We start from the raw sequence: 23,360 nt of genomic DNA on the forward strand, positions 1-23,360 counted from the left end.
TAAATAAATTTGTTTTTTGAACGTCCTGAAAGTGGCGATGTTTCTGTTTTAGTTCATATTGAGTTTCATAATGGTGAAACTCAATATGGCCCAGAAGAGTTTGTTGAGCTTGCAACCTCGGCTGGTATCGCTCCTGTTGCAGTGGTTACTGGTACTCGTCAAAAACCTGATCCGAAATATTTTATCGGTAAAGGTAAGCTTGATGAAGTGCGTGAAATTGTTGAGAGAGAAGAAGCGCAAGTTGTTCTTTTTGATCATGCACTTTCTCCTTCCCAAGAGAGAAACTTGGAAGAATCTTTACAGTGTCGAGTATTAGATCGTACTGGTTTAATACTGGATATTTTTGCTCAACGTGCGCGTACTCATGAGGGTAAGTTGCAGGTTGAGTTAGCTCAGTTACAGCATATGGCTACTCGCCTTGTAAGAGGTTGGACTCACCTTGAAAGGCAGAAGGGTGGTATCGGTGTCCGTGGTGGTCCAGGTGAAACTCAATTAGAAAGTGATAGACGTCAATTACGTGAAAGAATTACGTCAATCCAGAAGCGCCTAGATAAAGTAAGCTCTCAACGAGATCAGAATCGTAGAGCGCGTGATAGGTCTGCTGTACCAACTGTTTCTCTGGTTGGGTATACAAATGCGGGTAAATCGACTTTATTTAACTTTATTACTGGTGCTGAAGTTTTTGCTGCTGATCAGCTGTTTGCTACGCTTGACCCAACATTACGTCGCTTAGATCTTGCGCAAGTTGGGGCTGTTGTTTTAGCTGATACGGTTGGTTTTATCAGGCAGTTACCGCATAAATTGATTAAAGCATTCCAAGCAACATTGAAAGAATCTTCGGAAGCTGACCTGCTTTTGCATGTTGTGGATGCAAGTGATGTGAACCGAGATGAAAATGTTGGTCATGTTAATGCAGTACTAAAAGAGATAGATGCAGATGAAATTCCTACGTTATTGATCTTTAATAAGATTGATGCTTTGTCAAATGTTGAGCCTAGAATTGATCGAAATGAGGATGGTCTCCCATATCGAGTTTGGTTATCAGCAAAAGATGGCACTGGAATTGATTTGTTGCGTCAAGCTATAGCTGAAGTGTTGGCTATAGATGTTATTCGTGAAACCTTGGTATTACCTGCTAGTGCAGGGCGGTTAAGGGCGATGCTATTTGAACAAGGAGCGGTTTTGTCTGAGACATATGATGATGCTGGGTCCTCTGTATTAAAAATCTGCATCCCTAAAGATGATTATTTAACAATTTTGGCGAACGCCGGTGTTAAGCCCGAAAGTGGTCTTTCTGCTTTTATGCAGGATAGGCAAGAGCTTGACCCTTGGCTTTTAGATTAATTTTTGTAGTGGAGATTTAGTATGGCCTGGAATGAACCGGGTAATAACGACAATGACCCATGGAATCCAGATAAGAACAAAAACTCTGGAAATGGTCGACCTGATGATAATGGTCAAGGTGATAATGATCCTTGGGGTCGTAAGGGCCGAAATGACCAAGGACCACCTGATTTAGATGAAGCCTTTCGTAAGCTTATGGATATGATAGGCGTGAAGGGTAATAAAGGTGGTGGTTCTGGCGGCTCCGGTGGCGGCGGTTTAGGTGGTAAGATGAGCGGCGGATTACTTGCTGTTGGTGTTGTTGCTGTTACTGCGCTTTGGGGGGCTTCTGGCATTTACCAGGTGGATCAGCAAGAGCGTGGTGTTGTGCTTCGCTTGGGTAAGTATCATGAAACTGTGATGCCAGGTCTACATTGGAATCCGCCACTAATTGATAGTGTTCAAAGTGAGAATGTTACTAAAGTACGTTCCCATGACCACAAGGCTTTAATGTTGACAGAGGATGAGGCGATTGTTGAAGTTGGCTTGTCTGTGCAATATTTAGTTCAGAACCCAAAAGATTTCTTGCTTAACGTACGTGATCCAGAAAGCAGTTTATCTCAGGCAACTGAGAGTGCTCTTCGTCATGTTGTAGGTAGTTCTGAAATGGATCAAATCTTGACTGAAGGTCGTGAGCTATTGGCTCAGGATGTGAAGGCGAGATTGCAACGTTATATTGACGACTATGGAACGGGTTTATTGATTTCCCAAGTTAACGTGGAAAATGTGCAGGCGCCTCAGCAGGTTCAGGCAGCATTTGATGATGTTATCAAGGCGAAAGAAGATGAGCAGCGTGTTCGAAATGAAGCTGAAGCTTACGCTAATGGTGTAATTCCTGAAGCTCGTGGTCGTGCTCAGCGTATTCGTGAAGAAGCTGAAGCATACCGTTCGGAAGTTGTTAGTCGAGCGGAAGGTCAAGCGGATCGTTTCGATCGCTTGTATCAAGAGTATGTCAAAGCGCCTGAAGTAACTCGTCGTCGTTTGTATATTGAAACCGTTGAAGATGTTTACGGTAGCGCAAATAAAGTTGTTGTTGATGTTGAGGGGGGGAATAACATGATGTATCTACCTCTTGATAAGATTATTTCTGAGCGTAAAAACGTAACTTCATCTGGTGTTGCTAGTTATGACACCTCAAATATTAGTGATCTGACTGATCAAGTGTTGGATGAGATTAGAAAGCGTCAAGGTGTGACACGTAGAGAGGGCCGCAACTAATGAAAGGTATATCATTTATCGCTTTATTTGTGGTGGTGCTAGGTATCTTTGTTGCCTCGCAAACACTTTATGTTGTTAAAGAAACTGAGCGTGCTGTCGTATTAAAGTTTGGTGAAATTGTTGACAATGACGTACCGCCAGGTATTCACTTTAAAATACCTGTAATGAACGAAATTAAAAAGTTCGATGCGCGTATTTTGACACTTGACTCACGTCCTCAGCGTTATTTAACGCTGGAGAAGAAGGCTGTAATCGTAGACTCTTATGTTAAGTGGCGTATTGAGTCAGTTGATAAGTTCTATACAGCGACTTCTGGTGATGAAATTAATGCTAACCGCGTATTAACCTCTTTGGTTGATACTGGTCTGCGTAACCAGTTTGGTGAGCGTACTATGCATGAGGTTGTTTCTGGTCAACGTGACAGCTTGATGACAGAGTTGCGTGATAACCTAAATGAAGTTGCTAAAGCGCAGTTAGGTATTGCTGTGATTGATATTCGTGTTAAGCGAATTGATTTACCGCCAGATGTGTCTGAGTCTGTATATCAGCGTATGAGAACAGAACGTGAGCGTGAAGCCCGCGAACACAGATCGAAAGGTTTGGAGCTTGCAGAAGGTATTCGTGCTGATGCAGATAGACAGAAAGTGGTATTAGAAGCTGAAGCCTTCCGTGATTCAGAGATGATTCGTGGTGATGGTGATGCGACTGCTGCTGGTATCTATTCTAATGTTTATACACAGGATCCTGAATTTTACGAGTTCTATCGTAGCTTACAGGCTTACCGTGAAAGCTTAGGTAGTCAAGGTGACATTTTTGTCTTGAAACCAGATAGCGAATTCTTTAAATACCTAAATCAGGCGGCGCAATAAAAGAAAGCGCTTATTGCTGAGTTTCCTGTTTGAAGGTCTGTTTGTTCAAATGGGAAACATGGTATGATTACAAAAACCGGGGCTAACCCGGTTTTTTAATGGTTGTAATAAAGAGAATCTATGCAGGAATTGTTGCAGTCGCTACTCGTGGGAGCCAGTTTGTTGTTAATCGCAGAGGGTGTTTTGCCTTTTCTAGCGCCAAAAATGTGGCGAGATATAATGACAAAAGCAATCGCAAGTTCAGATTTGAATCTACGAATTTTAGGTGCTGTTAGTATGTTTCTTGGTCTAGTGATGCTTTATTTTATCCGTAGCTAAGAGGAATTATGTTAATGACAGACCGTTGGTTGCTTCCTGAGGGAGTTGATGAGGCTTTACCTGAACAGGCTGAAAAAATTGAACAGCTTAGAAGAGTGTTGCTTAATCTTCATGGTCGTTGGGGGTATGATTTAGTAATCCCACCTTTACTTGAATATTTAGATTCTTTATTAACTGGTGCTGGTTCTGACTTAGAGCTTGAGACCTTTAAAGTAATTGATCAGTTGTCTGGTCGACTCATGGGTATTCGTGCTGATTTTACATCGCAGGTCGCAAGAATTGATGCGCGCGGTATTAAAGAGCAGGGTGTCCAGCGTTTGAGTTACTGTGGCAGTGTGTTGAGAACAATTCCGGCAGGTCTAGATGGCAGTCGTAGCCCGATTCAAATGGGTGCAGAATTGTATGGTCATGGTGGTGTTGAGAGTGATATTGAGATTTTATCTTTAATGCTTGAAACACTTGAAGTGGCAGGTATTCAGTCTCCAGTTTTAGATTTGGGGCATGTTGATATCGTTCGTGGCGTAATTGAAGCTGTTTCACTAACTGACAATGACAAAGAAAAGCTTGCTGATTTCTACCGTTCTAAGGCTTTGCCTGAATTAGAAAGCTTTGTAAATTCATTGAATCTAAATCAGCAGCAGAAAGTTTGGCTGGTCGCCTTGCCGCGCTTATGTGGTGGTGTAGAGGTGTTAGATAAAGCGCAAGCTATTTTGGCTGATGCAGGTGAAAAGGTTGCTGATGCATTGACAAGTTTGGCGGCGATAAAAACACAGATTCAAGCACGCTTTCCAAATGTAGGCCTGCATTTTGATTTGAGTGACTTGGTGTCTTACAGCTATCACACAGGGCTTGTTTTTGCCGCTTATGTGCCTGGGTTTGGTAATGCTATCGCTCGCGGTGGTCGTTATAACAATATAGGCGAGGTTTTTGGGCGCTCAAGACCTGCAACTGGCTTTAGCACAGATTTAAAAACTTTGGTATCGCTAGCAGATATTAAGGTTGAAAAGGCGAAGAGAGTATTGGTGCCAGTGGCACAAGATTTGTCTTTGTGGCAGGCAATTCAAGATTTGCGTGCACAGAATTATCAAGTAGTTGAACAGTTAACCGATCTGGATAGCCTAGTTGACTATGATTATACCTTGGATCAAGTCCAGGGTGAATGGCAGCTTGTGGCTGCAACTAAATAACACTTTTTGTTGAACTATCTATATGAGACCTGAAATTATGGGTAAAAACGTAGTAATTCTAGGCACCCAATGGGGTGATGAGGGTAAAGGGAAGGTCGTTGACCTACTTACTGAAGATGTGGCAGCGGTTGTTCGCTTTCAAGGTGGACATAACGCAGGTCATACCCTAGTTATCGACGGAAAGAAAACCGTGCTTCATTTGATTCCATCGGGCATTTTGCGTGATGGTGTTCAGTGTGTAATTGGTAATGGTGTTGTTTTATCGCCTGCTGCATTGCTGAAAGAAGTAAAGGAGCTGGAAGAGCAATCAATTCCTGCGGTTGAGCGTTTGAAAATCAGTGAAGCTTGCCCGCTTATCTTGTCTTACCATATTGCAATGGACCAAGCACGTGAAGTGGCTAAGGGTGCTAAGAAAATTGGTACTACAGGTCGTGGTATTGGGCCAGCTTATGAAGATAAAGTTGCTCGTCGTGCAATTCGTGTAGCTGACTTGCTTGACAGCGAGCGTTTTGCTGAGAAGTTAAAAGAAGTTCTAGATTATTATAACTTTGTTTTAGTTAACTACTACAAGGCTGATGCGATCTCATTTGATGAGGTTTATGAAGAAGGTCTGAAAATGGCTGAATTCTTACGTCCAATGGTTGCTGATACGATTTCTCTTTTACATGACTTGCGTCGTTCTGGTGCAAATATTATGTTCGAAGGTGCGCAAGGTTCTTTGCTTGATATCGATCACGGTACATACCCTTATGTAACCTCTTCTAATACAACAGCAGGTGGTGCTCCAGCAGGAACAGGTTTTGGTCCTCTGTACTTGGATTATGTATTGGGTATTACTAAGGCTTATACAACTCGTGTTGGCTCTGGCCCTTTCCCAACTGAACTTTTCTGTGAAGATGGCGCTAGGCTTGCTGAGCGTGGCCATGAGTTTGGTGCGACAACAGGGCGTGCGCGTCGTTGTGGTTGGTTTGATGCTGTTGCTTTACGCCATGCGGTTCAGATCAACTCAGTTTCTGGTATTTGTTTAACTAAGCTTGATGTGCTTGATGGTTCAGAAACTATTAAGGTTTGTGTTTCTTATGCAGATGAAAATGGTCAGGCTGTTGCTGGCTCTTTAGTAGACAGTGAAGGTTATGAAAAAGCTAAGCCTGTTTACGTAGAGCTACCAGGTTGGACTGAGTCAACAGTTGGTGCACCTGACTTTGGCTCTTTGCCTGCAAATGCGCAAGCTTATATCCGATTTGTTGAAGAACAAGTTGGGGTGCCAATTGATATCATTTCAACTGGTCCTGATCGTAAAGAAACGATTGTTTTACGTGACCCTTTTAAAGCTTAATTTAAGCTTCGTAATAGAAAAGCCGACTTGTCGGCTTTTTTATTGTCTAAAATTTACCTTGATGTATTGTAAATAAATCGAAAATGGCACAGGTATTATGCAACGGGTAGGGTAAAATTTTGTCACTTATGTCGTTGCTTGTTTATATGTGATGCTGGTTGATTATTGATATTTAAGGGGTAGTGAATGGTTAAGCTTCTTTTGGCGGATGATGATGCTCGTCTTTCTGACTTAATTAAGGAGTATTTTTCAGGAGAAGGGTATGAGGTGCTGCATGCTTGGAACGGTGTTGAGGCTTTGGATATTTTAGCAAAGCAGTCGCCTGACTTGATTATTCTTGATGTCATGATGCCTGAACTCGATGGCTTTGAAACACTTAAAATGGTTAGGGCAAAAAGTAAAGTGCCAGTGATTATGTTAACGGCTAAGGGTGATGATATTGATCGTATCTTAGGGTTAGAGATGGGGGCGGATGATTACTTGTCTAAGCCATTTAATCCTAGGGAGCTTTTGGCGAGAATTAAGGCAATCTTGAGAAGAGCAATTAATGATAAGGAAGAGGATTTAGCTGCTGATCTAGTGTCTGGAAATTTATTACTGCAAAGAAAAGATAGAAGTGTTTATTTGGATGGTGAGTTAATAGAGCTGACTACTTCTGAATATACCTTGCTTGAATGTATGTTAAGTCTGCCTGGGCAAGTATTAACTAAGCAAGAGTTGTCTGAGAAGGCTCTTGGGCGAAAATTAACTATGTATGATCGCAGCCTAGATATGCATATTAGTAATTTACGGAAAAAAGTTGGTGTGCTTTTGAGTGGTGAGCCGAGAATTAAGACTGTACGTGGGGTCGGTTATATTTTTGTTGATCAAGAAATGCGTAAGTAACTAGAATGAGAAGTACTTTCCTAAAAGTATTTTTGGTGATTTTGTTGTCTAACTTATTAGTTGTCACCATAGGGGCTGGCATAATTAAGTTGACGCAAAAACGAGGTGACCTTTCTCGTCAAGAGTTGGATGAAACTGGTCATTTGCTTGTTTCTCAATATGAAAGTGCTGGCATGAGAGTGTTGAGGCGCTTGGCTGAAGAGCAAGAAAAGAAACTAAATGGCCGTTTGTTTTTGTACGAAGAAAATGGGCGTGCTTTGTTGTTGCCCTTGCCAAAAGATTTTGGCATGGAAGAACTGTTAGAGGATGACACTGGAGAGCTATCCTCTTATCCAGCACCTGACTTTCATCGTAGTCAGTTTTCTCAAATCCGCAGTGATTCAGATCGTGGTTACATGTTAATTTTCCGTCCTAATGCTGATATGCGTCCACCTAATGCAAATGTATTGATGGTGATGTCTTTATTTGGCTTGTTATTTTCGAGTGCTGTGTTGGCTTATTGGTTGTTAGGCCCTTTGGTTAGTTTGCAGAGGATGGCGCGTGCATTTGGTCAAGGTAATATGGATGCACGGCTAGATTATAAGTTAGCAGAGAGATCGGATGCTATTGGTAAGCTTGCTTTAGAGTTTAATGAGATGGCTTCTAGAGTCGAGGGTGTGTTGTTGTCGAAAGAGCGTCTGATGAGGGATGTGTCACATGAGTTAAGGACGCCATTGGCTCGAATAGAGGTTGCGCTTGTATTGGCGGAAGATAAGCATGGTCAAGATGTTCAGCATAAGTATTTAGATCGAATCCGCGATGAGTTGCATGAGTTAGATGCCTTGATAGGTAATGTGCTTTTGCTGAGTCGGCTTGAGGAAGGGGCGTTAGATAAGCAGGAGGTTGATATTAATCTGTGGCTTGCTTCTATTGTTGATGATGTGCTGTTTGAGTCTCAATTTAAAAATATTGATATCATACAGTCGGGTCAGGTAACCAAAAAACTGCTTATTGACCCTGTACAACTACGTCATGCGTTGGAAAATGTATTGCGTAATGCGTGTTTTTATTCAGGTAATGATTCCCTTGTTTCTGTAAGTTTGACCGAAAATGAAACTGAGGTGATTATTTTAGTTAGGGATAGTGGTGCTGGAGTTGATGAGGTGCAATTGGATAAAATTTTCCATGCTTTTTATCGATCCTCTGATGCTCGTGAAGCTAATAGTGGCGGTTTTGGTGTTGGATTAACAATCGCACAGCGTATTCTTGCTGCTCATAAGGGGCAAATTAAGGCGAGAAATCATGAGCAAGGTGGCTTGGAGGTATGTCTAAGTTTGCCACTTGCTTAGTTTGTTTTTGTCTTCTCTTCTGGCTTAATTTTTATCTATTCAATTTATAAATATTAATTTTGCTTGTAAACGAGTTTTTCTTGTCATTTGTTGTATGTATAAGTATGATGCGCGTCGCAAGTTGGCCAGGCAGTCGCTGTAATGTTTTTGCATTATGGAGGAAAGTCCGGGCTTCGCAGGGTAAGATGCCAGGTAACGCCTGGGGGGCGTGAGCCTACGGAAAGTGCAGCAGAAAATAAACCGCCTAAGTAGTTTTCTACCGGTAAGGTTGAAATGGTGCGGTAAGAGCGCACCGCGCAACTGGTAACAGTTTGCGGCAAGGTAAACCCCATCTGAAGCAAGACCAAATAGGAATCCATTGGCGTGACCCGTGCTGGATTCGGGTAGGTTGCTAGAGGCATGTAGCGATGCATGTTCGAGAGGAATGACTGTCCACGACAGAACCCGGCTTATCGGCCAACTTGCATATCCCTTCCTTGTTGTTTGAAATAATTCACATAGTTAGAAAACCACCTTGTTGCCTTGTATATAACTTCTCCCTTGTTTGACTCTCATTGTGTGTTTTTATCCCATGAAAATTTGGTTTAGGCGCTTTTGTGCCGAAAATAACTTAGGTTGAGGCGCTTTTTTGCCACTTTTTTTGTGTTTATTAACAATAAATCATATTTATTTTTGAAAAAGTGTTAAATTGTGGGTAAATGTGTCGATAAGTGGGTATGGGAATGTTTCGTGGGATTCATCAGGTGAGTGTAGATGCTAAGGGGAGAATGTCTCTGCCTGCACGTCTGCGTGATGAATTGCTACAATTTGAGGATCCAAGTGTAGTGGTGACCATAGATCCATCGGCACGATGTTTACTTATGTACCCTTTACCTGAATGGGAAGTAATACAGGCAAAACTTGATAAGTTACCTAGTTTTCAGCCACAAGCTCGACGCTTGCAGCGATTATTAGTCGGCCATGCCACAGACTTAGAGATAGATAAGGCTGGACGCATTTTATTGCCAGCTCCCCTTAGAGAGTTTGCTGGATTAGATAAAAAAGTCGCGTTACTGGGGCAGGGTAAAAAAATTGAAATTTGGAGCCAAGATCAATGGCAGGCCCAAAGAGAAGAATATTTAGCTCTTGATTTACAAGAGCCCATGACATTAGAGAATTTAACGGATATTTCATTATGACAGAGTCAACTCCCGTACATATTAGTGTAATGCTAAATGAGTCGGTGAAAGATTTAATTACTGACCCAGATGGTTGTTACATTGATGGCACTTTTGGTCGTGGCGGACACTCTCGTCTTGTATTAGCTCAATTAGGTAAGGGTAAATTACTTGGTTTTGATAAAGACCCTGTTGCAATTGAGTATGGAGAAGCTTTAGCTAATGAAGATGAGCGCTTTCAAATAGTTCAGGATTCATTTGCCACTATGGATCAATATATCGCAAGTCATCTTGATGAAAGTGGGCGCTTAGATGGTGTGTTAATGGACTTAGGGGTCTCATCTCCGCAATTGGATGATGCTGAGCGCGGCTTTAGTTTTATGAATGATGGACCACTAGATATGCGAATGAACCCTGCTGTGGGTTTAAGTGCAGCTCAGTGGATTGCCCAAGCGAAAGAAAAAGAAATAGCCGATGTTATGTATCAATATGGTGAAGAGCGTTTTTCTCGACGTATTGCTAAGGCTATTTGTGAGTATCGTGCACATACCGAAATTTTAACCACTCTGCAGTTGGCAAACATTGTAAAAGATGCAAATCCTGCATGGGAGAAAGGTAAGAACCCAGCGACTCGAGCGTTTCAGGGGATACGTATCTTTATCAATAATGAATTAGGTGATTTAGAAACTGGCTTAGAAGTAGCTGCTAAAGCATTAAAAGTGGGTGGCAGACTTGTTGTAATTAGCTTCCACTCACTTGAAGATCGTATTGTTAAGCGTTTTATGAAGACTATGTCGAAAGGGCCTGATTTACCTAGGCATTTGCCGATCAGAAATACTGAACTCTCCATTAAGTTTAAGACAATAGGCAAGGCTATCAAGCCTTCTAAGCAAGAAGTTGATGACAATGTACGTTCTCGTAGTGCCGTAATGCGTGTGTTGGAGCGAGTGAGTGATTAAACCTGTGTCACCTTTGCTGTTTATGTTTTGGCTGGCTTTAGTTGGCTGCCTTGCTATGGCGCTGGTAATTCAGGTTTATCAATTTAGAAAAGAGTTTTCTTACTTACAGTCACTTAAGCGTGATGAAGTGAATTTTGAGGTTGTGTGGGGGCAATTGCTACTTGAGCAGAGTGCACTTACTCAACCTAGTCGATTGGAACAGGCCGCAGTGAAGGAACTAAATATGCACGCCCCAGATTCTACTGAAATGGTTATTGTTAAACCATGAGCGTATTGGATCAATTCTTAAAGCCTGCTCAATGGCGTTTTTATTTTGTATATGGCATCGCAATTACACTTTTTGCGGTTGTTGCTGGTCGCTTATTTTATTTAACCGTTGTTGAAAAAGACTTTTTACAGAATCAGGGTGAAAAGAGGGCTGTCCGTACTGAGGTTATTCCTGCAACACGTGGCATGATTTTAGATCGTCGAGGTGAGCCTTTAGCAGTGAGTACGCCAACTTGGACGCTTGTTGCAAACCCTAAACGATTATGGGCTATGCCTGTAAATGAGGAAAAAGGCACAGGGCCAGAAGCTGAAATTGCACGTCTAGCTAAAGTGTTAGGTGAAGGTCGTGCCTCTTTAACTAAGAGGTTTGAGCAAAAGCGTAATAGCTCATTTATGTACCTAAAGCGTCAAATTCCACCTCATATTGCTGATGAAATTATGGCAGCGAAAGTGGTTGGTGTGAGTCGTACCAAAGAGTATAAGCGCTTTTACCCAGCTGGTGAGGTGGCTTCGCATGTCGTTGGGTTTACAGGAATAGATGATCAAGGCCAAGAAGGGATGGAGCTATCCTATGAAAAGGCTTTGGTTGGTAAGCCAGGTAAAAGACAATATGTAAAAGATCTAACGGGTAATATTATTCGTCAAATTGGTCAGGAAACGCATGCGCAACCTGGTCAAAATATTGAACTGAGTTTGGATCTTAGATTGCAGTACTTAGCTTATAGGGAGTTAAAGGCTGCTGTTACCGAACATAGAGCAACATCTGCCTCTGCGGTTATTCTAGATGTTAAAACTGGAGAGGTTTTAGCTATGGTGAACCAGCCTTCTTATAACCCGAATGATAGGTCCAAGTTGAATTATGATCAGATGCGAAACCGTGCCGTGATCGATTTGTTTGAACCTGGTTCAACTATGAAGCCATTTACTGTCAGTGCGGCTTTAGAAAGTGGGCAGTATACGACAGAGTCTAAGATTGATACTGCTCCTGGTTATATTCGATTTGGTAAGCAAACTATTCGTGATTTAGGTAGTTATGGCAAAATTGATTTGGAAACGGTCATGGTTAAATCAAGTAATGTGGCGACTTCTAAAATTGCTTTGTCATTACCACAAGATGCTGTCTGGAACCTCTATTATCAGTTAGGTATAGGGTCGCTAGTTGGCATTGGTTTTCCTGGTGAATCTACAGGCTCTTTGCCTACGCACCCAAAATGGCACCCAGCTGAGATAGCAACCTTATCCTATGGTTATGGCCTTTCTGTGTCTACTTTACAGCTGGCTCATGCCTATGCCACTTTGGCAAATAGAGGCTATAAAGTCCCTGTTACTATGTTTAAACAAGATGTTTTACCAGAAGGTGAGCAAGTCATCTCTAATAGAGTCGCTAAAGATGTATTAAAAATGATGCGACAAGTTGTCGATAAGTCGGCAAAGGCGGCTAAAGTGCCTGGTTATGTTGTTGCAGGTAAAACAGGTACTGTGCATAAAGTGGGTACCAAAGGTTATGAGTATGACCAGTATATTTCTTTATTTGCAGGTGTGGCTCCTGCTACCAATCCAAGGTTAGCTATGGTGGTTATGGTGAACGATCCTAAGGGGCGAGAATACTATGGTGGCGAAGTGTCTGCTCCAGTGTTTTCTCGTGTGATGGATGGTGCCATGGCAATTTTAAATGTTTCACCTGATTTACCAGAGGGGCTGAGAGAAGTCCGGCTAGGTAAAAAGGTACCCTATAGAGTGGTGTTAAAATAGTGTCTATTTTTCCCATGCCAATAAAGTCTCACCTAGTTGAGGCTTTTTTTGGTTTAAAGACGGGGCAACTATCTGCTTTCGATGTGTTTGAAAATGTGACAACGGATAGTCGCGATGTTACTGAGCGTGACGTGTTTTTTGCTTTACCTGGTGTTAGCTCAAATGGTTGGGATTACCTTGAAGGTGTTGCCGCTCAAGGGCATCGATTAGTTGTTTTACCTGAAGGTGTAAAGTGTGATGAAAGCCTCAATTTATCTTATGTCTATGTTGAGGATGCTAGGTTAAGTTTAATTCAGTTTATTAGTCAATTTGCAGGGAGCTATCCCGATAGTATTTGTGCGGTTACCGGTACAAATGGCAAATCCTCAATTAGTTATTATAACGCTCAGATAGCTAATTTTCTGGGATCAAAATCTGTCATTGTGGGGACCTTTGGTTTAGGTACGCTTGATAATTTAAAAGAGTCTAAGCAAACCACACCAGACCTGTTATCTATGCACACTTTAGCTATTGGTTTTGCTAATGAAAAAGTAAAGCACCTGACTTTTGAAGCGTCTTCTCATGCGCTTGATCAAGGTAGGATTTTAGGTTTGCCAATTGATACTGCAATCTATTCTAACTTGAGTCGAGATCATCTGGATTATCATGGCAGTATGTCGGCTTATGCACAGGCGAAAGCAAAACTTTTTGCATTTCCTTCTTTGCAGCGGGCTGTGATTTGTATTGATGATGATTATTCTGAATTAATGCTGCAATCAGCTGTATGCCCAGTTTATACCTATAGTCTCAAGCATAAAAATGCTGATTTTTATTGTGAAAATCTTACCTACTTAGCATCGGGTGTTAAGTTTGATCTTCATGTTATGGGTGAAATTTTCACCATTAACCTGCCTTTGTTAGGTGAGTTTAATGCTGCGAATGCTGTTGCCTCTTTAGCAGCCAATTGGGATCGATACACTGATAAGTCTTCTTTACTTCATGCTTTGGGCTCTCTTTTAGGTGCTCCTGGTCGGATGCAAATGATAAGGGTTGCGAATGGGCCTTTGGTTGTGGTGGATTATGCTCATACTCCCGACGCTCTTGAGGTGGCACTACAAGCTTTAAGGTTGCATAACCGCGGTCGTCTTACCTGTATCTATGGTTGTGGTGGCGATAGAGATAGAGGTAAAAGGCCTCTTATGACGGCTGCTTCCCTGAATAATGCGGATATTTCTTGTTTGACCTCGGATAACCCTAGGACTGAATCGGTACAACAAATTATTCAAGATGCTTTGGCTGATCAAACGGATAAAGACGATCTAATTGCAGAGGGGAAACTTAGAGTTGAACCAGATAGAAGGCGCGCTATTTTGAGTGTAATTGAAAATGCTGATGCGAATGACGTGATTCTGATTGCGGGTAAAGGTCATGAGGACTATCAAGAAATCATGGGTGTTAAGCATCATTTTGATGATGCTGAAATTGCATTAGAAGGATTAAATACATGTTGGTTGAATTAACCCTTAGTGATGTAGCAAGAATTTGTGGCGGACAGCTGCTTGGTCAAGATCTCCCTTTTAATGGTGTTAAAACAGATACACGTGATGTATTAGAGGGCGCATTGTTTGTGGCTATTAAGGGTGATAGTTTCGACGGGCATGCTTATTTAGAGCAGGCCTTGGCGAATGGTGCATTAGCTGTGTTATCAGAAGTTCGCTCAGATGTTTCTCCTATGATATTAGTGCAAGATACCCGGCAAGCCTATGCCGATATTGCTCATCACTTAAGATGTGAGTTTTTAGGAAAGCTCATTGCTATTACGGGTAGTAACGGAAAAACCAGTGTTAAAGAGTGGCTGGCTCAATGTTTAGAGGCTAGTCATAAGGTATTGAAAACAGAAAAGAATAATAATAATCAGATTGGTGTGCCTCTTACTTTGTTAGGATTGGACCAATCTCATGACTTTGCTGTAATTGAAACTGGCACAAGTTTTGTAGGTGAAATACCTAAGTTAGCTCAAATTACTACGCCAGACATTGCCGTTATTACGAATGCTAGTGGTAGTCACTTTACTGGTTTCGGGTCAATTGAAGGGATAGCGAAAGAAAAAGGCGCTCTTTTAGATGGTCTTAAGTCGAAAGGGTTGGCTGTGCTTAATTTTGACGATCCTTGGTTTGGCTATTGGTCCTCACTAGTGGGTGATAAGCGTGTTGTGAGTTTTGGCTTTAATCAGGGGGCAGATGTATTTGCTAAGTCGGTGACTTTGGCGAGTCAATCATCAATATCAGTATTAAGTTACAAAGGGGCTGAATATGAGTTGCGCTTATCTGTTCCTGGGAGGCATCAAATTGCGAATGCAATGGCTGTTTTGTTGGTGATGTTGGAGTTAGGGGTTGATGTGGAAGATGCTTGCCAACGTTTATCACAACCATTAGTTATTGATAAACGATTGCAGTTTCAACACTCAAATAGCCAAGCTCTTGTTTTAAATGACTGTTATAATGCAAGCCCAAAATCTGTTGAAGCCGCTATTGATGTTTTAATGAGCCAAGAGCAAGACCAAAAGTGGTTGGTACTTGGGGCTTTGGGTGAGTTAGGTGAGTTAGAATTTGAGATTCATGAACAGCTTGGTGATTATGCATTTTCAGCAGGTGTGACCGGATTGGTTAGCGTTGGGCCGATTGCTGCCATCGCAGCTAAAGCATATGAAAAAAGAGGGGGGCGAGCAGTTTATTGCGATGATAATACGCAGACTGCTGAGTTTATTAAACCGCTTGGAAAAGAGAATGCCATCTTAGTTAAAGGGTCTCGCTCGGCTCAGATGGAACAAATTATAAAAGAAATAGAAAATTAGGATAAAACCTACCCATGTTATTGTTGTTAACTGACTATCTTAGTCAATATTTTACGTTTTTTACTGTCTTTAATTACCTCTCTTTAAGAGCGATTTTAGGTGTTCTTACTGCATTTATTATTGCTTTGATTATTGGTGGTCCTGTTATTCGAATGTTGCAGAGCTTGCAAATTGGTCAAGCTGTTCGTGATGATGGGCCGCAATCTCATTTGAGTAAGGCCGGCACGCCGACAATGGGTGGTGCCATGATTATATTTTCTATTGCGGTGAGTACTTTGCTATGGGGTGACCTTACAAATCAATATGTTTGGGTTGTTTTATTAGTCATGCTTGCGTTTGGCGCTATCGGTTGGGTCGACGATTATCGTAAAGTTGTCGAAAAAAATCCGAGAGGTTTGCCTGGTAAATGGAAATATTTTTGGCAAAGTGTGTTTGGTTTAATTGCGGCAGTGTATTTGTATGCTAATGCGTCAACACCTGCTGAAACCTCTTTAATTGTGCCAATCTTTAAAGATGTTGTTATACCTCTGGGAATCTTCTACATAGTCCTTACTTATTTCGTGATTGTTGGTACGAGTAATGCGGTTAACTTAACTGATGGTCTTGATGGTTTGGCAATTCTGCCAACTGTTTTGGTGGGTGGAGCGCTTGGTGTATTTGCTTATTTGACGGGTAATATCCGTTTTGCGGAATATTTGTTGATTCCATATGTGGGTGGTGTTGGTGAAATTATTGTATTTTGTGCTGCGCTGGTTGGTGCTGGTTTAGGTTTTCTGTGGTTTAACACATATCCAGCTCAAGTCTTTATGGGGGACGTCGGTTCGCTTGCCTTAGGTGCTGCATTGGGTGTTATTGCTGTTATTGTTCGTCAAGAAATAGTGTTATTTATTATGGGTGGGGTTTTCGTTATGGAAACTGTCTCTGTTATCTTGCAGGTCGGCTCATATAAATTAACAAAGCGCAGAATATTTAGAATGGCACCAATACACCACCACTTTGAACTTAAGGGTTGGGCTGAGCCTAAAGTAATTGTTCGTTTCTGGATTATTACTGTGTGTTTAGTGTTAGTTGGTTTTGCAACCTTGAAAGTTCGTTAATAGGAAAGAGTAAATGTCTTTAATAGGCTCTGATAGAGTGCGTGCCGTAGTTGGTCTAGGTATAACTGGATTGTCTTGTGCTCAGTTTCTAGCGGCAAAAGGTCAGGACTTTTATGTTGTTGATTCACGAGAAGCACCACCTGGTTTGGATGATGTTAAATCTCTTCTTCCGGAAGATCGAATCTTTACTGGTAGTTTGGAAAAGTTGCTTGAGTTGCCTGTTACTGAGCTTTTTGTGAGTCCTGGTGTTGCATTGTCTGAACCTGTCCTTGCCCGTTTGGCGCAACAAGGGGTCACAATGCGAGGAGATGTTGATTTATTCTGTGAATATGTCGATGCTCCATTGATTGCCATAACTGGCTCCAATGCAAAAAGTACTGTGACTACCATGGTGGCTGACATGTTGTCTGCTCTGGGGAAAAAGGTATCAGTCGGTGGTAACTTAGGTCGACCTGCTCTTGATTTACTCTGTGAAGCGCCTGACTATTATGTGTTGGAGGTTTCTAGCTTTCAGTTAGAAACAACAGAAGCGCTTAATGCTGAAGTCGCTTGCGTTCTTAATGTAAGTGAAGATCATATGGATAGGTATGATTCGTTTTATGACTATCAAAGAGTAAAACAAAAAGTCTATCGTAACTGTAAGTCTGCTGTGTGTAATAAGCAGGATATTTTAACGGCACCTTTATTGCCTGTTGGAACGCCTGTTAATGCCTTTACGACTGGGCTGGCAGACCTTAAAGAATTTGGGCTTATTGAAGACGAAGGTTTCTGGTTATGTCATGGGGTAAAAAGGCTTTACCACTCTTCTCAAATTAAATTGAAGGGTAAACATAATTACGCAAACATATTAGCTTCTTTCGCTATTTTAAATCTATTGAATTTAGAACTTGAGAACGAGGCGATTGAAAACTACCTTGGAGAGTTTCCAGGTTTACCTCATAGATGTGAATTTGTCTTAGAGCATCAAGGTGTGGTGTATATAAATGACTCTAAAGGGACAAACGTAGGTGCAACGCTTGCGGCCTTAGAAGGTTTAGGGTCACATCATAAAAATATACACCTACTTTTAGGTGGGCAGGGTAAAGATGCTGATTTTTCTCCTTTGTTAACTGGATTGAATAAGTATGTGAAAGAGGCTCATCTTTATGGTGAAGATGCTGCGAAAATTGCTTCTGCTTTATCCACTTATTCTAACTTATCGAATTACTCAACTTTAGACCAAGCTTTGCTGGCGGCAACTGAAACCGCAGAGCCAGGTGACATTGTTCTATTCTCACCTGCGTGTGCAAGCTTCGATCAGTTTAAGAGTTATGTGGCTCGAGGGGAATATTTTACCTCTTTGGTTAAGGCTCTATGACCTCGAAGCTAATAGATAGAGTGTCTTTTAAAGAGCTTTTGTCAGTTGATTTTGTTTTTGTGTGCTCCTTGTTTGCAATCCTAGTAATGGGGTTGGTCATGGTGACTAGTGCTTCTGTTTCTGTGTCTGATGATCTTTTTGGTCATCCCTTTCATTTTATGCAGCGTCAAATTCTTTATTTGGTGCTCGCGCTCATTGCTGGCGGCGTCCTAATTAATATCTCAACAGATACTATGCATAAGTGGGGGATAGTTATGATGCTATTGTCTCTATTTTTACTAGTGCTAGTGCTAGTGCCCGGTATAGGTAAAAGCGTTAATGGTAGTCAGCGCTGGATTAATTTATTTGTATTTAATCTGCAGGCATCTGAGGTCGCTAAAGTCTGTATGGTCGTATATATGTCTGGCTATTTGGTGCGTCGTGCTGATCAGGTAAGGGAGCAGTGGAGTGGCTTTATTATACCGCTAGGCTTAACGTTCGGTTTTCTTGTTTTGTTATTGCTTGAGCCTGACTTTGGTGCTTCTGTCGTTTTGCTTGGTACTGTTATGGCTATGTTATTTCTTGGCGGGGCCAGAGTTTATCAATTCATACTTGTGTTAGTGATTGCCTGCTGTGCTTTAGCGGTTGTAGCTGTATCTGAAAGCTATCGTATGAAGCGTCTAATGAATTTTATCGACCCTTGGGCAGACCCTTTCAATGAGGGTTACCAGTTAAGTCAGGCCTTAATTGCCTATGGGCGTGGCGAGTGGTTTGGATTGGGGTTAGGGAATAGTGTTCAAAAGTTATCTTACTTACCTGAGGCACACACTGACTTCGTGTTTTCTATCTGGGTTGAAGAAACGGGTATGTTGGGTGGTTTGCTACTTATTTTATTATTTGCCGTTTTAGTGAGTAGAATATTTCGAATTGGTAATCAGGCGCTATCCTTAGGGCGTCCATTTTCAGGTTATATGTGTTATGGGTTTTCTATTCTGATTGTTGCCCAAGTGGTGATTAATGTAGGGGTTAATACTGGCTTTTTGCCAACTAAAGGTTTGACGCTTCCATTAATTAGTTATGGGGGAAGTAGTTTGATTATTACCTTAAGTAGTTTATTTGTTGTGGCGCGAGTTAATATCGAAAACCAGCGACTTAATTATACCACTGCGTCAAACAGTAAAAACAAAAAAGAAAAGCCTCACGAAGATACGGATATGGTACTTAATGAAGAATAAACGTGTATTAATTATGGCCGGAGGGACAGGAGGGCATATCTATCCTGCTTTGGCTTGTGCTAAAGAGTTTGAGTCACAGGGCTATGAGGTTAGATGGTTAGGCTCTAAAGGTGGTATGGAGCTTGATTTAGTCCCACAGCATGATATTCCTATCGACGCCATTTCTATTAAAGGTGTTCGTGGTAATGGTATAAAAGGCCTACTATTGTCACCATTTAGAATTTTATACGCTTTAGGTCAAGCTTTAGCAATAGTAAGGCGCTTTCGACCAAATGTGGTTTTAGGGATGGGGGGATTTGTTGCTGGTCCTGGTGGTGTGGCTGCCAAGTTGTGTTCTGTTCCTTTGGTTGTGCATGAGCAAAATGCGATTGCTGGCACAACAAACAAGCTTTTATCTAAAGTTGCAGATAGGGTTTTGCAGGCGTTCACAGGGGCTTTGCCTAAGGGATTGACTGTCGGGAACCCGGTAAGGTCCGATATTCTTAATTTGAAAGCTAAACCCGATGGCTATCGTTCGGGTAGGCCGCTGAAGCTATTGGTGGTCGGTGGCAGTCTAGGTGCACAAGCAATTAATAAGTTAATGCCAAAAGTATTATCAAACTGGGATCAGAGTGTCCGATTAGATGTTTGGCATCAAACAGGTAAGCGAAATATTGAAGAGGTATCTGATTGGTATCAAGCTGCTGGGGTTGAAGCTAGAGTGGATGCCTATATTGAGAATATGAATGATGCATATTACTGGGCTGATATTGTTTTGTGTCGCTCTGGTGCGATGACTATTAGTGAATTGGCAATTGCTGGATTACCTTCTATTTTAGTGCCGTTTCCCTATGCAATTGATGATCATCAAACCAAAAATGCTGAAAGCCTAGTTCTTGCTGGGGCTGCTCATTTAGTGCCTCAAACTGAATTTACAGAAGAATCTTTGACGTCGCTGTTAAGTGAGTATATCAGTGATGATAATTTATTAAATAATATGGGGGCGGCTGCTAAAAAAGTTGCTTATCCGAATGCCACCGAACATGTTGTGGCAGAGTGTAAAAGGTTTATAAAACATGATTAGAAATCAAGGTCAGCAAGTATTACCAACTATGCGTCGCATTCAAAATATACATTTTATTGGCATTGGTGGAGTAGGTATGTGTGGCATTGCAGAAGTGCTGCATAACCAGGGATATACTGTTTCAGGGTCAGATTTAAATGAGTCTGTCACTACCAAGCGTCTTAGTGATCTAGGTATTAATGTTTTTTATGGGCATGCTGAAGAAAATGTAAAAGATGCTCATGTTATTGTTGTTTCAACTGCAATTAATATCGAAAATCCAGAAATTAAATGGGGTAAAGAAAACCGTATTCCCATTGTGCGCCGTGCTGAAATGTTAGCTGAATTAATGCGTTATCGCCATGGTATCGCTGTTGCAGGTACTCATGGTAAGACTACAACCACTAGTTTGATGGCATCGGTTTTGGCTGCTACTGGTGATGCACCGACTTTCGTAATTGGTGGGCGACTAACTAGTGCTGGGACAAATGCTCAGCTAGGTAGTAGTCAGTATCTCGTAGCTGAGGCAGATGAAAGTGATGCTTCTTTTCTACATTTACAGCCGCATTCAGCCATAGTAACCAATATCGATGAAGATCATATGGATACCTATGGTGGTGACTTTGAAAAAGTGAAGCACACTTTTGTTGAGTTTCTACACAATCTGCCTTTTTATGGAATGGCGGTGCTATGTGTTGATGATGAAAATGTAAGAGAAATTTTACCGCAAGTGAGTCGCCCAATTTTGACTTATGGTATTGAGCATGAAGCGGATTTCTATGCGACTGATATTGTTCAATCTGGCCGCTATTGTGAGTTTGTAGCCCATAGACCAAATTTAGATTCGATTAAAATTCGTTTGCCTATGCCGGGTAAGCATAATGTTTTGAATGCTCTTGCAACTATTGCTGTGGCGACAGATTTGGGTGTTGAGGCGGTTGCTATACAAGCAGGTCTCATGGGGTTTGAGGGGGTTGGAAGGCGCTTCCAAGAGCAGCATCCTTTAGATTTGCCTAAGTCTGGCCAGGCTATGTTTATTGATGACTATGGACATCACCCAAGAGAGGTTGAAGTAACTATTGATGCTATACGTGATGGTTGGCCAGATAAGCGTTTGGTTATGATTTATCAGCCACATAGGTTTTCACGAACTCGCGACCTTTACGAAGACTTTGTAAAAGTGCTTTCTAAAGTGGATGTACTTTTACTTTTAGACGTATATGCGGCTGGTGAGGCGCCTGTAAATGGTGCTGATAGTCGTGCTTTGTGTGCAAGTATTAGGCAGCGTGGCGCAGTTGACCCTATACATGTTGGTAAAGATGAAGATTTATCTTCAATTTTATCAAACGTGCTACGAGATGGTGACTTGATGATTACTCAAGGTGCGGGTGATATAGGTTTGATCTCTAAGTCGCTTTCTACGCATGGTTTAAAGGGATCTCGAGAATGAGTTTGAAAACGGCAAAAATACTCGTTATTTATGGTGGGCGTTGTGCTGAAAGGGAGGTGTCATTGCAAAGTGGCTCTCTTGTGTTAGCTGCTTTAAAAGAAAGAGGTTATCAGGCTACTGGTTTGGATTTATATGGGACGGATTTGTCTCTTAATCCTGTGGAGCAGCTGCAAGCTGAAAATTTTGACCTTGCTTTTATTGCTCTGCATGGTGGTGAAGGTGAAGATGGAAGGATTCAGGCTCTATTGGAGTTGATGGGTAAGCCTTATACAGGAAGCTCCCCTCTGGCGTGTGGTTTTGCTATGGATAAAGTGTTATCCAAGAAATATTGGTTAGGTATAGGGATACCAACCCCTGCATATTTGGCGTTTTCATCTCCGCAATTGTCAGACTTAGATGTTATTGAGTCTGAGTTACCTTATCCCGTGATAGTTAAACCTTCAAGAGAAGGCTCCACAATTGGTATTAATAAGGCAGAGAATAGAGAGCAGTTGGAGTCAGCTCTTGCAAGTGCAAGCGTTTATGATTCAGAGGTGTTAGTGGAGCAATATATTGCTGGTCCTGAATTCACTGTCACTATCATAGATGATGTTGCTTATCCTGTTATTGGTCTCAAAGCATCAGATGAGCATGAGCTATATGATTATGAGGCGAAGTACATCGCAAACGATACCCAGTATTTATTGCCATCTGGTTTAGATGAAGATGATGAGTTGTATGTGCAAAAAATTGCACTGGATGCTTATCAATCATTAGGTTGTACTGGCTGGGGGCGTGTTGATGTTATGCAGGACGCTGTCGGTGAGTTTTGGGTGTTAGAAGTAAATACATCACCTGGTATGACTTCTCATAGTCTTGTTCCAATGTCTGCTGCTCATGTTGATATTTCGTATGCTGCTTTAGTTGAAAGGATTGCGACAATTGCATGGTCTGAATTTAGTGCTGGTGAGGCGCGTTAGTCTGTGAGAATTGCTGCGTTATTTGGTGCGTTTTCGCTTTTTTTATTGGCTTTTTTGCAAGGTGAGGCTGAATCACGTGGGTGGTTTAGTATTAAAGAAATAGAGTTGGAAGGTAGCTTAAGCTATATAACAGAGCATGAGCTTAATCTCATATATGACGGTTTTCTTGGTCAAAGCCTGCTCTTTTCCTCGGTTTCCGACTTGTCTAGAAAGGCAAGTGAGCCGGCTTGGGTGAATTCTGTTAGTGTGCGAAAAATTTGGCCGAATAAACTAAGATTTGTAGTGGGTGAAGAGGTGCCGGTGGCAAACTGGCGAGAAGGGCAGGTTATTACCGCGCAGGGTGGGGTTATTTCGCCGTCTGTTCTCCATGAATTGCCGCTTCCTTCTTTGCAAGGTCCAAAGGGGACTAGCCAGACTGTACTAGAACAATTTCGCTTGGTGAGTCAGGTGCTAACTAATTCTGATTTAAAAGTTGATAAGTTAGAGCTAGAAGAGCGTGGTGCTTGGAATGTTTATTTTAGTAATGGGTTGCTCGTAAAGTTGGGGCGAGATGAGATTCTATCTAGGCTGCAGCGTTTTATTGCCGTGTATAAATCTGATTTATCGGGTAGAATGGCACGTATCCATGCCATTGATGCGAGGTATCCTCATGGCATTGCTGTTATATGGAAAAAAATAGCTGAATAGTTTTGGCTTAATTATTGCTTTATGCCTAAATTAGCGTGTTAAGCGCTCCCTTTTTTTAACTG

Annotated in this window: 21 protein-coding genes and 1 other RNA gene; all 22 read left to right on the top strand. The window is 41.7% G+C overall.

Annotated features, from left to right (window positions below; genetic code table 11):
- The first annotated feature begins 9 nt into the window (after positions 1 to 9).
- The 22 genes from hflX (at position 10) to TW85_RS20770 (ending at position 23,298) form a co-directional block, all read left to right on the top strand.
- Positions 10 to 1,344 (top strand): ribosome rescue GTPase HflX, encoded by a 1,335-nt coding sequence (hflX, locus tag TW85_RS20670; protein WP_046019052.1) that lies wholly within the window; start codon positions 10 to 12, stop codon positions 1,342 to 1,344.
- A 21-nt stretch (positions 1,345 to 1,365) separates the two neighbouring features.
- Positions 1,366 to 2,601, top strand: coding sequence for an FtsH protease activity modulator HflK (gene hflK / locus TW85_RS20675; RefSeq protein ID WP_046019053.1), 1,236 nt, complete (start codon positions 1,366 to 1,368; stop codon positions 2,599 to 2,601).
- Positions 2,601 to 3,470, top strand: a complete 870-nt coding sequence (gene hflC, locus TW85_RS20680) for a protease modulator HflC (RefSeq protein ID WP_046019054.1) — start codon at positions 2,601 to 2,603, stop codon at positions 3,468 to 3,470. The genes hflK and hflC overlap by 1 nt, the downstream gene beginning before the upstream one ends.
- A 120-nt stretch (positions 3,471 to 3,590) precedes the next feature.
- On the top strand, positions 3,591 to 3,788 hold the full coding sequence (locus TW85_RS20685; RefSeq protein ID WP_046019055.1) for a DUF2065 domain-containing protein: 198 nt from the start codon (positions 3,591 to 3,593) through the stop codon (positions 3,786 to 3,788).
- A 14-nt stretch (positions 3,789 to 3,802) separates the two neighbouring features.
- A complete protein-coding gene (locus tag TW85_RS20690) occupies positions 3,803 to 4,975 on the top strand; it encodes an ATP phosphoribosyltransferase regulatory subunit (RefSeq protein WP_046019083.1) in 1,173 nt (390 codons plus the stop codon).
- Between the two features lie 37 nt (positions 4,976 to 5,012).
- A complete protein-coding gene (locus tag TW85_RS20695) occupies positions 5,013 to 6,311 on the top strand; it encodes an adenylosuccinate synthase (RefSeq protein ID WP_046019056.1) in 1,299 nt (432 codons plus the stop codon).
- Between the two features lie 186 nt (positions 6,312 to 6,497).
- Positions 6,498 to 7,196 (top strand): response regulator transcription factor, encoded by a 699-nt coding sequence (locus tag TW85_RS20700; protein ID WP_046019057.1) that lies wholly within the window; start codon positions 6,498 to 6,500, stop codon positions 7,194 to 7,196.
- Between the two features lie 35 nt (positions 7,197 to 7,231).
- Positions 7,232 to 8,524 carry an ATP-binding protein gene (locus tag TW85_RS20705; protein ID WP_231870429.1) on the top strand — a complete coding sequence of 431 codons (1,293 nt, stop codon included), beginning with the start codon at positions 7,232 to 7,234 and terminating at the stop codon, positions 8,522 to 8,524.
- Between the two features lie 117 nt (positions 8,525 to 8,641).
- An RNA gene (gene rnpB, locus TW85_RS25695) (RNase P RNA component class A) lies at positions 8,642 to 8,992 on the top strand.
- 254 nt (positions 8,993 to 9,246) lie between these two features.
- Complete coding sequence (gene mraZ, locus TW85_RS20710) at positions 9,247 to 9,702, top strand: division/cell wall cluster transcriptional repressor MraZ (protein ID WP_046019059.1); 456 nt, start codon at positions 9,247 to 9,249, stop codon at positions 9,700 to 9,702.
- A complete protein-coding gene (gene rsmH, locus TW85_RS20715; protein WP_046019060.1) occupies positions 9,699 to 10,640 on the top strand; it encodes a 16S rRNA (cytosine(1402)-N(4))-methyltransferase RsmH in 942 nt (313 codons plus the stop codon). Before mraZ ends, rsmH begins: the two co-directional genes overlap by 4 nt.
- A complete protein-coding gene (gene ftsL, locus TW85_RS20720; protein WP_046019061.1) occupies positions 10,633 to 10,908 on the top strand; it encodes a cell division protein FtsL in 276 nt (91 codons plus the stop codon). The genes rsmH and ftsL overlap by 8 nt, the downstream gene beginning before the upstream one ends.
- Positions 10,905 to 12,659, top strand: coding sequence for a penicillin-binding protein 2 (locus tag TW85_RS20725; protein ID WP_046019062.1), 1,755 nt, complete (start codon positions 10,905 to 10,907; stop codon positions 12,657 to 12,659). Before ftsL ends, TW85_RS20725 begins: the two co-directional genes overlap by 4 nt.
- Positions 12,659 to 14,158: a UDP-N-acetylmuramoyl-L-alanyl-D-glutamate--2,6-diaminopimelate ligase gene (locus TW85_RS20730; protein WP_084616453.1), complete on the top strand. Its 1,500-nt coding sequence runs from the start codon at positions 12,659 to 12,661 to the stop codon at positions 14,156 to 14,158. Before TW85_RS20725 ends, TW85_RS20730 begins: the two co-directional genes overlap by 1 nt.
- Positions 14,143 to 15,492, top strand: a complete 1,350-nt coding sequence (gene murF / locus TW85_RS20735) for a UDP-N-acetylmuramoyl-tripeptide--D-alanyl-D-alanine ligase (protein WP_046019063.1) — start codon at positions 14,143 to 14,145, stop codon at positions 15,490 to 15,492. Before TW85_RS20730 ends, murF begins: the two co-directional genes overlap by 16 nt.
- Positions 15,493 to 15,506: 14 nt before the next feature.
- Positions 15,507 to 16,589, top strand: coding sequence for a phospho-N-acetylmuramoyl-pentapeptide-transferase (gene mraY / locus TW85_RS20740; protein ID WP_046019064.1), 1,083 nt, complete (start codon positions 15,507 to 15,509; stop codon positions 16,587 to 16,589).
- 13 nt (positions 16,590 to 16,602) lie between these two features.
- On the top strand, positions 16,603 to 17,946 hold the full coding sequence (gene murD, locus TW85_RS20745; protein ID WP_046019065.1) for a UDP-N-acetylmuramoyl-L-alanine--D-glutamate ligase: 1,344 nt from the start codon (positions 16,603 to 16,605) through the stop codon (positions 17,944 to 17,946).
- Complete coding sequence (gene ftsW / locus TW85_RS20750) at positions 17,943 to 19,160, top strand: putative lipid II flippase FtsW (RefSeq protein ID WP_046019066.1); 1,218 nt, start codon at positions 17,943 to 17,945, stop codon at positions 19,158 to 19,160. Before murD ends, ftsW begins: the two co-directional genes overlap by 4 nt.
- On the top strand, positions 19,150 to 20,223 hold the full coding sequence (murG, locus tag TW85_RS20755) for an undecaprenyldiphospho-muramoylpentapeptide beta-N-acetylglucosaminyltransferase (protein WP_046019067.1): 1,074 nt from the start codon (positions 19,150 to 19,152) through the stop codon (positions 20,221 to 20,223). The genes ftsW and murG overlap by 11 nt, the downstream gene beginning before the upstream one ends.
- Entirely contained in the window at positions 20,216 to 21,652 is a 1,437-nt protein-coding gene (murC, locus tag TW85_RS20760) for a UDP-N-acetylmuramate--L-alanine ligase (protein WP_046019068.1), read from the top strand. The genes murG and murC overlap by 8 nt, the downstream gene beginning before the upstream one ends.
- Entirely contained in the window at positions 21,649 to 22,611 is a 963-nt protein-coding gene (locus tag TW85_RS20765; RefSeq protein WP_046019069.1) for a D-alanine--D-alanine ligase, read from the top strand. The genes murC and TW85_RS20765 overlap by 4 nt, the downstream gene beginning before the upstream one ends.
- A 3-nt stretch (positions 22,612 to 22,614) precedes the next feature.
- Positions 22,615 to 23,298 (top strand): cell division protein FtsQ/DivIB, encoded by a 684-nt coding sequence (locus tag TW85_RS20770; protein ID WP_046019070.1) that lies wholly within the window; start codon positions 22,615 to 22,617, stop codon positions 23,296 to 23,298.
- Positions 23,299 to 23,360: the final 62 nt, after the last annotated feature.

Origin of the sequence: Marinomonas sp. S3726 (assembly GCF_000967665.1) — a bacterium.
In the GTDB taxonomy this organism is placed as follows: Bacteria; Pseudomonadota; Gammaproteobacteria; order Pseudomonadales; family Marinomonadaceae; genus Marinomonas.